The following is an 11,840-nucleotide window of genomic DNA, read 5'->3' on the forward strand; positions in this document are numbered from 1 at the left end:
CTAGTACAAGTGATCCATGTGAATTACAACAGGGAGGAATCAAAGTTTTAGTTTAGCCAGCTTGAGTCATAAAGTGACTTGAGCCATATCAAGACGATTCCACTTTACGTTGTAATACGGCCGCAAAAAAACCATCGGTCTGATGATAATCTGGGCGCAGTTCCAAAAAAGGTCCTGATAAATGTAGATCAGGACTACGTGTGGCTATTATAGGATTAACATCCATAAGCTCAAAGTGGGGGTGTTGTGCCAAAAACCAAGAGACCTGCTCCTGATTCTCTGCTTTTAACAAACTACACGTAGCATAAACCAAACGACCGCCGGGTGCGACACATTTTGCAGCCCGTTGCAAAATTTCACGCTGCACCTGTACATAATGCGCAATACTTTGCTCATGATTGCGCCATTTTAGGTCAGGATTACGTCGTAAAGTCCCTGTCCCACTACACGGTGCATCCACCAATACTCGTTGTGCTTTGCCTTGCAAGCGTTTCACTCGCGCATCATTGCTTTCATTAATCACCACAGGAACGACGTTTGACAACCCACTGCGTGCAAACCGTGGCTTTGCTCGCGCTAAGCGTGCCGCAGACGTATCAAATGCATAGAGACGCCCCGTTGAACGCATCAACGCGCCAATCAACAACGTTTTTCCTCCCGCCCCAGCACAAAAATCGATGATCATTTCGCCCCGTTTGGGCGCTACTAATGCCGCTAAGAGCTGACTACCCTCGTCTTGAACCTCGATTTCCCCTTTTTCGAACTGTGGCCAGTTTGCCAAATAAGGACGACCTGCCAAACGAATACCCCAAGGCGAGTAAGGGGTTGGCTGCGGATCAAAACGCGCTGTATCACCGTGTTGTAATTGTGCTAACACCGTTTGGCGATCCGTTTTTAATGGGTTTACACGTAAATCCAGTGGGGCCTCGGTGTTTAAAGCCTGCGCCAACGATTCCGCATCTGCTAAAGAGGCTATCTGACTAGCTAACCAATCAGGCAAGCTATAACGCTGCGCAAAAGACATTGGCATCGTATCAAGTGTACGCACATGCTCAAGCCAGAGCTTCTGCTCCGCATCCAGCGCAGGGGCTAAGTCTTTTTGCCATGTGTTCCCTAGACCTAAAATCGCCAACCGGCGTGTCACCGAACCGGTCCCGCTTTCCGCCAAATAACGATAACGGCGCAAATGACGCAAAACATCAAAAACGGCATTAGTGACTTCAGAACGGTCACGTGCGCCCATATGCTTTTGCTTTCTCATCCATTGCGATAACGCCTGATCAGCGGGGTGCTCCCATTGTAGGATCTGGCCTAAGACCTCGGTGACCTGATCAATACGCCGCTGTTCCATAGACACAGGCGCTTGATGTGCAGATCGTTTCGAAAACGTGTTTTTTTTACGAGTTGGACGTTGTGTTGTCATAGTTTTATTTAAAAGTTAAGCCACAAAGGCACGATGTGGCTGATCAGAAACCTGAACCCGTCCATTAGGTAATAATCGAACGCGACCCTCAGCTAGCCACTCTACTACTTGGTTATAAACATGGTGCTCTATAGGTAACAATCGCTCAGCCAAGCGCTCTGCCGTGTCATCATGGTGTACAGGCACAATCCCTTGGGCGATAATAGGCCCATGGTCTAACACTGGAGTCACAAAATGCACGGTGCAACCATGCCATTGTAACTCAGCATCAATGGCTTGCTGATGCGTATGCAACCCCGGAAACAAAGGCAACAAAGAAGGATGGATGTTAATCAAACGTCCTTCAAACTGCTGTACGAACTCTGGCGTTAAAATCCGCATAAACCCAGCAAGTAATACATAGTCAGGTTCATACTGATGAATGACCTGCGCCAGTTTTTTATCAAATTGCTGGCGGTCAGCAAACCGTTTATGCTCTACAATTTCAGTCACAAGGCCTTGGTCTTTAGCCCACTGGATGCCCTGAGCATCGGCCTTATTGGCGATCACCGCTACCACTTCCGCAGGAAGCGGTTTGCTTTTTATCGTCTCTACTATGGATTGCATATTCGAACCACGCCCTGATATTAAAATAACCAGGCGGCATTTTTTATTCGATTCCGTCAATTTTTTGCTCCAACGTATTCAAGACAAGAGTCAACTTGCCCGTGAAATCTACCTTTACTATTTATCGCTCTTTACCGCGCTTTGACACTCAGGCGGCGAGTGCCGTTACCATCGGCAACTTTGATGGGGTTCACCTGGGTCACCAAGCCATTTTGCAACGTTTACGACAAGAGGCTGCCGCGCGCCAACTGCTATCAACCGTGGTGACTTTTAGCCCACATCCGCGCGCCTATTTTGCCGAGCGAGCGAATCGCCCTGAATTGTACCCTGCCCAGATCAATCCCCTAAGAGATAAATTACAAGCTCTTGCTCATCACGGGGCACAACAAATTGTCTTACAACGCTTTAACCAAGATTTTGCTTCATTACCGGCCGAGGTATTTGTACATGAGCTTTTAGTACAGGGCCTAAATACCAAGTGGCTGCTGGTGGGTAAAGACTTCAAATTCGGGCATCAGCGCCAAGGTGATATTGAGCTATTGCGAAAGGCCGGTGCCCTGTATGGTTTTCAAGTAGAAACGATAGATGATGTGCCCTCGCCCGAGGGGCAGCGCATCTCAAGCTCCAGCATACGCACCGCACTAGCCAAAGGACAATTAGAACGTGTAAAGCAGTCTTTGGGCCACCCTTTCCGTATCAGTGGGCATGTGGTGCATGGACAAAAACTGGGGCGTACGATTGGTTATCCCACGCTTAATATCCCAGTACCAGCACGTTGCGCTGCCCGTTCTGGTGTATATATAGTAAAGTTATACGGTTTAGGCGAGCAGCCTTTACCTGGTATTGCTAGTTTAGGCGTACGCCCTACCGTCATGGACGCGGGTAAGCTGTTGCTAGAAGTACATATTTTAGACCGTGTTGTAAACGCTTACGGTAAACTAGTAAAAGTTGAGTTTCTACAGTTTGTACGAAACGAAGAAAAATTCCCTGATCTACAGACAATGATGGCTGCTATCGACAACGATGCTAGCAGCGCTCGTGAGTATTTTGCCTCCCATGGACTATAAAAACACTTTAAACCTACCCGAATCCCCTTTTCCAATGCGTGGTAACTTAGCCAAACGCGAACCCACTTGGGTGAAAGAATGGCAAGAAAAAAAGGTATATGCCGCTATCCGCGCCGCCAGTAAAGGCCGCCCAAAATTTGTTTTGCATGATGGCCCTCCCTATGCCAACGGCTCCATTCATATTGGCCATGCGGTCAACAAAGTACTCAAAGACATTATCGTAAAAAGCCGTAATATGGCTGGTTACGACGCACAGTATGTGCCGGGCTGGGATTGTCATGGGATGCCCATTGAAGTCCAAATCGAAAAACTCTACGGCAAAAACCTTCCCGTCAAAGAGGTCCAAGCCAAAGCCCGTGCGTATGCTGCAGAACAAATCAATAGTCAGCGTGAGGACTTTATCCGTTTGGGTGTACTTGGCGAATGGGATAACCCCTATCTCACCATGAACTACAGCAACGAAGCCGATGAGCTGCGTGTGCTGGGTCGCATCATGGAAAAAGGCTTTGTTTTCCGCGGTCTCAAACCCGTTAATTGGTGTTTTGACTGTAGATCGGCTTTAGCCGAAGCCGAAGTGGAGTACGCCGATCGTACAGATCCCTCCATTCACGTCGCTTTTCCTTTTGCCGAAAAAGAAAAAATCGCAGCCGCTTTTGGGCTCGATCAGGTTGAGGATGGCGCTATTGTTATCTGGACCACAACTCCTTGGACAATCCCAGCTAACCAAGCGCTCAATATCCACCCCGAGTTCGACTATGCCTTAGTTCGTTTAGCTCAACCCCGCGCTACTGGCACGATGCTCATTCTGGCCAAAGACCTCGTAGAAAAATGCCTAGAGGAATGGGGCTTAAGCGGAGAAATAGTGGCTAGTACCGCTGGAGCAAACTTAGAGCTCATTCACTTCCACCATCCTCTCGCCCAAGCTGATGCTGGCTATGATCGCGTCGCGCCCGTTTATCTGGCTGACTATGTAACCCTTGACTCGGGTACTGGTGTTGTACACTCTGCACCGGCTTATGGGGTAGAAGACTTCATGTCTTGCAAAGCCCATGGCTTAATCGACGATGAGATGCTAACCCCAGTAATGGCTAATGGTGTTTACGCTGATAGCCTTCCCTTATTTGGGGGACAGTTCATCTTTAAAGCCAACCCCCATATTGTGCAAGCCCTCGATGAAGCAGGCACATTATTAAAAGTAGAAAATCACCAGCATAGCTATATGCACTGCTGGCGCCACAAAACGCCCATTATCTATCGTGCTACCAGCCAGTGGTTTGCCGGTATGGATGTAGAAAACAGCACAGGGCGCACTCTGCGTGACATGGCACTCGAAGCCGTGGAAAACACAGCTTTTTACCCTTCTTGGGGTCGGGCTCGCTTACACGCCATGATTGCCAACCGCCCCGACTGGACCCTATCGCGTCAACGACAATGGGGGGTTCCGATGGCGTTTTTTGTACATAAAGAAACCGGTGAGCTACACCCCCGTACTCCTGAGCTCATTGAGCTCGTGGCCCAACGTATTGAAAAAGAGGGCTTAGAGGCTTGGCAAAACATCGAGCCGGCGGACTTATTGGGCGACGAAGCCGACCAATACGAAAAAAACACAGACACACTCGATGTGTGGTTTGACTCAGGCACGACGCATGCTACGGTACTTGGTGGGCATAATGACCCCCAAATCAAAGGTTCCCATGCGGATGAACTGACCTGGCCGGCGGACTTATACCTAGAAGGCTCAGACCAGCACCGTGGTTGGTTCCACTCATCTTTACTCACTGGCTGCATGATGTACGGCCGGGCCCCCTACAAAGCGCTACTTACCCATGGTTTTGTCGTTGATGGCAAAGGCCGCAAAATGAGTAAGTCGGTGGGCAACGTAATGGTTCCCCAGGAAATCGCAGACACCTTAGGTGCGGAAATTTTACGTTTATGGACAGCCGCCACAGACTACTCGGGTGAGCTTTCTATTTCTGACGAGATTCTCAAACGTGTCGTCGAGGCCTATCGTCGTATTCGCAATACTTTAAAATTCCTTTTAGGCAATATTGTCGACTTTGACATCGAAAAAGATGGGATTGCTATTGACCGTTTACTAGACATCGATCGATATGCTTTAGGCATGACCGCTCAAATGCAAGCACAGGCGTTAAAGCATTACGAGGTCTACGAGTTCCATCCCATTGTGGCGCGTTTGCAAACTTTCTGTTCAGAAGACTTAGGTGCGTTTTATTTAGACATCCTCAAAGACCGTCTCTATACTACCCAACCTAACAGCTATGCCCGTCGCTCTGCGCAAACGGCGCTCTATCACATCACTCACGCCCTTCTCAAGCTCATGGCGCCGATTCTATCGTTTACGGCAGAAGAGGCCTGGAAAGATATGCATGTGGGTAAAGAGCAACCGCTAACCATTTTCACCGAGCTTTTCCATGACATTCCATTGGCGCAAGACAATGCCTCACTGCAAGCACAATGGGATCGTATCCGCGATATCCGTGCTGAAGTCATGCGTCAAATCGAAGCCGTGCGCAGTGCTGGGCAAATTGGGTCCTCCTTGGCAGCTGAGGTCGACATTTACGCCAATGGCGAAGACTATGCCCTATTGTCGCAGCTCGCTGACGATCTACGCTTTGTCTTGCTTGTATCACGTGCCACAGTACATAATGGCGACAGCTTGCGTATCGAGGTCACACCTACCACTGCACAAAAATGTGACCGTTGCTGGCACCACAGCCATGATGTGGGGCAAAGTACACAGCATCCCACTTTATGTGGGCGCTGCGTGACAAACCTAGAAGGTCCAGGCGAAGTCCGTGAGCACGCTTAAGCCCTCTTCCGCCCCCAAAGCCCCAACCCCCCGTTGGGGCTTTATCGCTTGGCTTTTTATTGCCTTAGCTATTATCGTGGTTGATCAGCTGAGCAAATACTATTTTGACAGCCAATTGAACTATGCTGAGCGTTGGAGCGTGCTCCCCTTTTTCGACTTCACTCTGCTTTACAACCCCGGAGCCGCTTTTAGCTTTTTAGCCGATGGGGCCGGCTGGCAGCGCTGGTTCTTTACAGGGGTAGCCTTTGTTGCCACCGTACTGATCATACAGATGTTACGCAAACAGCCACATCAAACACGATTTTGTCTAGCACTCAGCCTGATTTTAGGGGGAGCTTTAGGCAATGTCATTGATCGCCTCTGGCATGCTCACGTTATCGATTTTCTTTTATTTTATTGGCGCGATTGGTATTTTCCCGCTTTTAATGTGGCTGACATCGCTATCACCTGTGGCGCCATTTTGTTAATACTTGACGAGCTCATTCGTTTGCGTCAGCAGAAAAAAGCAAAGGAATCCCATGCAAGCCTTAGCAAATAAACGCATTATTCTCGGCTTAACGGGCGGCATCGCCTGTTATAAAAGCGCAGAGTTTTTACGTCGCGCCCAAGATCAAGGCGCCACCTTTGACGTAGTAATGACAGCCGGCGCTCAGCAGTTTATTACGCCAATGACTTTTCAAGCCTTATCAGGGCGCCCCGTCCACACGGATTTATGGGATAATCGCAGCGCAGATAATATGGCTCATATCCATCTTAGCCGTGACGCCGATGCCATATTGATTGCCCCTGCCAGCACAAATTTTATTGCTCGCTTAGCGCAAGGCTTAGCGGATGATCTGCTCAGCACCCTTTGTGTAGCCCGCGGTGACTGCCCTCTTATTATTGCTCCAGCAATGAATAAGGAAATGTGGGCTCACCCCGCCACGCAACGCAATATTGCCCAGCTCAAAGCCGATGGCGTGCATGTGATTGGGCCTGGCTCAGGGGATCAAGCATGTGGCGAAATTGGCGATGGACGTATGCTAGAGCCGATGCAGATCTTGGCAGAGCTGATCGCTTTTTTCCAACCCAAATCACTGGCTGGTAAGCGCGTGCTTATTACCGCAGGTCCTACCGCTGAACCCATTGACCCGATTCGTACGATTACTAACCGCTCTTCAGGAAAAATGGGCTATGCAATTGCCGAAGCCGCTTATCAAGCCGGCGCCGAAGTCCATTTAGTCTCTGGCCCGGTTCGCCTAGAGGCTCCCTATGGCACCAAACGACAATGGGTGCAAAGCGCACGTGAAATGCATGCGACCGTCATGAATCTAGCACCCAATATGGATGTCTTCATTAGTGTGGCGGCAGTGGCAGACTGGTACGTCACCAATGCAAGCCAGCATAAAATCAAAAAAAATGCTGAACAAAACGCCCCTATGCTAGAGTTTGCTCCCAATCCAGATATTTTGGCCGATGTTGCTGCCTTACCTCAAGCTCAACGCCCTTTTTGCGTAGGGTTTGCCGCTGAAACAGAAAAGCTTATCGAGCATGCTCAAGCCAAACGTTTACGCAAAGGCGTACCCTTATTAGTGGGCAACTTAGCCCAACAGGCTATGGATGCCGATGATACGCAACTGATGATTTTTGATGAGTCTGGACATCAACAATGGCCAGCCCAAAGCAAACAAAAGGCTGCCCAACAACTCGTCCAACATATTGCCCGCTACTTATAATCTGTTCCTCTTTCTCTATGAAAAGCATTGCTATTAAAATTTTAGATCAACGCGTTACCACCCTACCCGAATACGCCACCCCTGGCTCAGCAGGCTTAGATTTACGCGCTTGTATTGATGCTCCCCTTACACTGGAGCCAGGGCAAACCCAATTCATCCCCACGGGGATTGCGATGCATATCGGGGACCCCAACTATGCAGCCATGATTCTTCCCCGATCTGGCTTGGGCCATAAACACGGTATTGTATTAGGCAACTTAGTGGGATTAATCGATTCCGATTATCAGGGTCCACTTATGGTATCTATGTGGAATCGTGGTGATGCGCCTTTTGTGATTGAACCGATGGAGCGCATTGCGCAAATGGTTATTGTTCCTGTGATGCAACCCCGCTTCCATATCGTCGAATCGTTTGAGAGCGAATCCGAGCGCGGCACCGGCGGTTTTGGTAGCACGGGAACCAATTAAAATCACTCTACTTTGCAAAAAACCCCAGCGTTAAGCTGGGGTTTTTGTCTTTGGCTAATCGATAAGCTCTGCTTCAGGATGTTGCGGGGTGGGCTGTTGACTACTGTCATAGCCAGAATCCTTATCATCAAATACCAAAATCACTTGGTCTTCTTGATCTAAATCCACTGTTACCACGCCCCCATTCGTTAAGCGACCAAATAAAAGCTCATCGGCCAAAGCACGTCGGATGGTGTCTTGAATCAAGCGGTGCATTGGTCTCGCCCCCATTAATGGATCAAAACCTTTATTAGCTAGATAATCCCGCACCGCATCTGTAAAGCTAATTTCCACTCGCTTTTCATGAAGCTGTTGCTCAAGTTGCAATAGGAATTTATCGACTACCCGTAAGATGACATCCCGAGACAGCGGAGCAAACGGAATAATAGCATCCAAACGGTTACGGAATTCGGGGGTAAACAAGCGTTTAATTGCCTGCATTTCGTCACCGGACTCGCGCTTATTCGCAAAACCGATCGTATTTTTGCTGAGCGCCTCGGCACCAGCGTTAGTGGTCATGATAATGATCACATTACGGAAATCTGCTTTACGCCCATTATTATCTGTTAACGTGCCATGATCCATGACCTGAAGCAAGATGTTATACACATCTGGGTGTGCTTTTTCGATCTCGTCTAATAACAAAACACAATGCGGGTGTTTGGTAACGGCTTCAGTCAATAAGCCCCCTTGATCAAAACCCACATAGCCTGGAGGCGCCCCAATCAAACGGGAAACGGTATGGCGCTCCATGTACTCTGACATATCAAAGCGCAAAAGCTCAATCCCCAACACATATGCCAGCTGACGAGCCACCTCGGTCTTACCCACACCTGTAGGCCCTGAAAAGAGGAAAGAACCAATAGGCTTATCTGGACGCCCCAACCCTGAGCGCGCCATCTTAATCGATGCGGCCAGAGCCTCGATGGCTTTAGCTTGACCAAAAACTACGGTATTCAGATCACGCTCTAACGTAGCTAGCTTATTGCGATCATCAGTGGAGACATTTTGAGGTGGGATCCGAGCAATTTGTGCCACCACTGCTTGAATATCGGTTTTGCTGATTGTTTTTTTCTGGCGAGATGGGGGTAGCAAACGTTGCGCTGCTCCCGCCTCGTCAATCACATCAATGGCTTTATCAGGCAAAAAGCGATCGCTAATATGGCGTGCAGCCAGCTCAGCAGCAGCACTTAGTGCTGACTGGGTATAGCGCACACCATGATGCTTTTCAAAATAAGGCTTTAAACCGCGCAAGATTTGAACGGTTTCCTCTACGGTAGGCTCCACCACATCCACTTTTTGAAAGCGGCGTGATAGCGCATGGTCTTTTTCAAATATGCCACGATATTCTGTATACGTCGTGGCTCCCATGCATTTAAGCTGCCCTGAGGACAAAGCCGGTTTAAGTAAATTAGAGGCATCAAGCGCGCCCCCCGAAGCGGAACCTGCACCAATCAAGGTGTGGATCTCATCAATGAACAGCACTGAGCCTTGGTGTTTGTTTAAGTCGGCCAACACCGCTTTTAAACGTTGCTCAAAATCGCCTCGATATTTAGTACCCGCGAGCAAAGCCCCCATATCCAGCGCATACACCACAGTGTCAGCCAAGACATCGGGCACTTGCTTATTAACGATACGTAAAGCCAAGCCCTCGGCAATCGCCGTTTTACCGACGCCCGCCTCGCCCACAAGCAAAGGGTTATTTTTGCGGCGACGGCATAAAACCTGAATTACACGCTCAATTTCTTTATCACGACCAATTAAGGGGTCAATACGCCCCTGCTGCGCCATGTGATTTAAGTTTGAGGTGTAGAGATCAAGGGGCGATTTTTGCTCTGCACCACCCGCTTGAGAACGTGACTGCGGTTGGGATGCCCCCCCTGCAGTGCCATCCTCTGGCTGCTGAGCCATGGGCTGATGAGAATTATTCTTTGCAATCCCATGTGAAAGGTAATTCACCATATCCAAACGGGTAATGCCCTGTTGATGCAAATAATAAATCGCATGCGAGTCTTTTTCGCCATACATAGCTACTAGCACATGAGCCCCAGTGACCTCTGTTTTCGTAGTGGAGCTGGAAGACACATGCATAATGGCGCGCTGAATCACACGCTGAAAGCCTAATGTGGGCTGAGTGTCGACTTCGTCTTTGCCCTCGACAATAGGCGTATTATCCGCAATATATTTACGTAAATGTTGACGTAATGCGGGAATATCGGCAGCACAAGCGCGAAGCACATCAACCGCTGCCGCATTATCTAGCAAGGACAACAGCAAGTGCTCTACCGTGATAAATTCATGGCGCGCAGCACGGGCCTCGACAAAGGCCATGTGCAGACTGACTTCTAATTCTTCGGAGATCATGTATCCTCCTTCACGGTAAACATAATTTCATATCTCTATCATAGAGCCTATTTAGAATCTTTAAAGGGTTTTTCATAAAAAAACCCACATCTATTAGGGCTATTTAGGCCGGTACCGGCTCCATAATACATTTCAAAGGGTGTTGTGCTTGCTGAGCGAGTTGGTGAACCTGATGAATACGTGTGGCAGCGATATCCTTGGGGTATATGCCACAGACCGCCCGACCTTGATAGTGAATGGTCAACATAATGCGCTCGGCTTCGTCGGCACTTTTTCTAAACACATGCATCAACACATCTACGACAAAATCCATCGTCGTAAAATCATCATTTAGCATGATGACCTGATACAAAGGGGGCGGAACCATATCTACGGTTAATTCCGCCTTTAGTTTTTCTTTATCTATTGTCGTATTTGTGCTCATAATCAAACTAGGTAATTTCCATAGTTGACGGGATCAAAGGTTATTAAGCATTATTAAACTAATCCTAATAGCAGATTTTAACATTTATGTCTTGCTTCTGGATTAAGCTAGGAAGCTGACACCTTCCTACTACTGTTTTTCATTTATATTGTCGAGAGGCTGTTAGCATGTCAGATATCATCACCGCCAACGGGGGTAGCGAAAAAATCTCCGGTACTGTTAAATGGTTTAATGATGCCAAAGGCTTTGGTTTTATTACCCCAGATAATGGTGGCGAAGACCTTTTTGCTCATTTTTCTTCTATTCAAATGAACGGCTTTAAAACACTCAAAGAGGGTCAAAAAGTCACTTTTGAAATTGCTCAGGGGCCAAAAGGTCAGCAGGCGTTAAATATTACTTCAGCTTAGCACCTCTCGCCCTATTTATTTTCAGTATATAAAAAAATGACATTTGTGTTTGCAGGGCTTAAGCGCCCTGTTTTTTATTTTTTTGTTTTATTGTTTTTGGTTATATATAAATGGAGTTGGGCGCAAAACCATCCTAACATTACTACACTAACAATCAATAACAAAAGCCTAAACGCGGAAATCGCGCAAACAGAAGCCCAACGGGCACAAGGCTTAATGCATCGCTTAGAGCTCCCCCCCGATCATGGCATGCTCTTTGTGTTCGAACAACCAAGCCGTATTTGCTTTTGGATGAAAAACACACCCTTACCTTTGAGTATTGCTTTTATTGATACCAAGGGCAAAATCACGAATATCGAGCACATGCAGCCCTTTGACTTGGCATCCCATTGCCCCACACAGCCAATTCGTTATGCTTTAGAAATGGAACAAGGCTGGTTTCAAAAGCATGGTATCCAACCAGGGGATCAGGTCCAACAGTTACCTAAGTAAAAAAGG

General features: G+C 48.1%; 11 protein-coding genes. 7 read left to right on the forward strand and 4 right to left on the reverse strand.

The genetic code is table 11. From position 1 onward, the window contains the following. Positions 1 to 88: 88 nt before the first annotated feature. Positions 89 to 1,351, reverse strand: coding sequence for an RsmB/NOP family class I SAM-dependent RNA methyltransferase (locus tag ABD980_RS01885; protein ID WP_377536160.1), 1,263 nt, complete (start codon positions 1,349 to 1,351; stop codon positions 89 to 91). An 87-nt stretch (positions 1,352 to 1,438) separates the two neighbouring features. Next, a complete protein-coding gene (purN, locus tag ABD980_RS01890; protein WP_345369205.1) occupies positions 1,439 to 2,089 on the reverse strand; it encodes a phosphoribosylglycinamide formyltransferase in 651 nt (216 codons plus the stop codon). 41 nt (positions 2,090 to 2,130) lie between these two features. Between purN and ABD980_RS01895 the strand changes: the two genes are divergently transcribed. Genes ABD980_RS01895 through dut form a run of 5 tightly spaced genes read left to right on the forward strand, consistent with a single transcriptional unit; the run spans position 2,131 to position 8,108 of the window. After that, positions 2,131 to 3,096: a bifunctional riboflavin kinase/FAD synthetase gene (locus ABD980_RS01895; protein WP_260649567.1), complete on the forward strand. Its 966-nt coding sequence runs from the start codon at positions 2,131 to 2,133 to the stop codon at positions 3,094 to 3,096. Beyond that, positions 3,086 to 5,926 carry an isoleucine--tRNA ligase gene (gene ileS, locus ABD980_RS01900; protein WP_345369639.1) on the forward strand — a complete coding sequence of 947 codons (2,841 nt, stop codon included), beginning with the start codon at positions 3,086 to 3,088 and terminating at the stop codon, positions 5,924 to 5,926. Before ABD980_RS01895 ends, ileS begins: the two co-directional genes overlap by 11 nt. After that, positions 5,913 to 6,464 (forward strand): signal peptidase II, encoded by a 552-nt coding sequence (gene lspA / locus ABD980_RS01905; RefSeq protein ID WP_377536161.1) that lies wholly within the window; start codon positions 5,913 to 5,915, stop codon positions 6,462 to 6,464. Before ileS ends, lspA begins: the two co-directional genes overlap by 14 nt. Continuing rightward, positions 6,445 to 7,641, forward strand: coding sequence for a bifunctional phosphopantothenoylcysteine decarboxylase/phosphopantothenate--cysteine ligase CoaBC (gene coaBC, locus ABD980_RS01910; protein WP_345369207.1), 1,197 nt, complete (start codon positions 6,445 to 6,447; stop codon positions 7,639 to 7,641). The genes lspA and coaBC overlap by 20 nt, the downstream gene beginning before the upstream one ends. Before the next feature lie 17 nt (positions 7,642 to 7,658). Next, a complete protein-coding gene (dut, locus tag ABD980_RS01915; protein WP_260649565.1) occupies positions 7,659 to 8,108 on the forward strand; it encodes a dUTP diphosphatase in 450 nt (149 codons plus the stop codon). Positions 8,109 to 8,162: 54 nt separating this feature from the next. Here the strand turns inward: dut and clpA are convergent, their stop codons facing one another. After that, positions 8,163 to 10,511, reverse strand: a complete 2,349-nt coding sequence (clpA, locus tag ABD980_RS01920) for an ATP-dependent Clp protease ATP-binding subunit ClpA (protein WP_345369210.1) — start codon at positions 10,509 to 10,511, stop codon at positions 8,163 to 8,165. Positions 10,512 to 10,614: 103 nt separating this feature from the next. Beyond that, a complete protein-coding gene (clpS, locus tag ABD980_RS01925; RefSeq protein WP_260649563.1) occupies positions 10,615 to 10,935 on the reverse strand; it encodes an ATP-dependent Clp protease adapter ClpS in 321 nt (106 codons plus the stop codon). Between the two features lie 167 nt (positions 10,936 to 11,102). On the opposite strand from clpS, the gene ABD980_RS01930 reads away from it, so the two are divergent. Beyond that, on the forward strand, positions 11,103 to 11,342 hold the full coding sequence (locus ABD980_RS01930; RefSeq protein WP_260649562.1) for a cold-shock protein: 240 nt from the start codon (positions 11,103 to 11,105) through the stop codon (positions 11,340 to 11,342). 36 nt (positions 11,343 to 11,378) lie between these two features. Then, positions 11,379 to 11,834 carry a DUF192 domain-containing protein gene (locus tag ABD980_RS01935; protein WP_345369213.1) on the forward strand — a complete coding sequence of 152 codons (456 nt, stop codon included), beginning with the start codon at positions 11,379 to 11,381 and terminating at the stop codon, positions 11,832 to 11,834. The last annotated feature ends 6 nt before the right edge of the window (positions 11,835 to 11,840 follow it).

Source organism: Paenalcaligenes hermetiae (assembly GCF_039543645.1).
GTDB lineage: Bacteria > Pseudomonadota > Gammaproteobacteria > Burkholderiales > Burkholderiaceae_B > Paenalcaligenes > Paenalcaligenes hermetiae.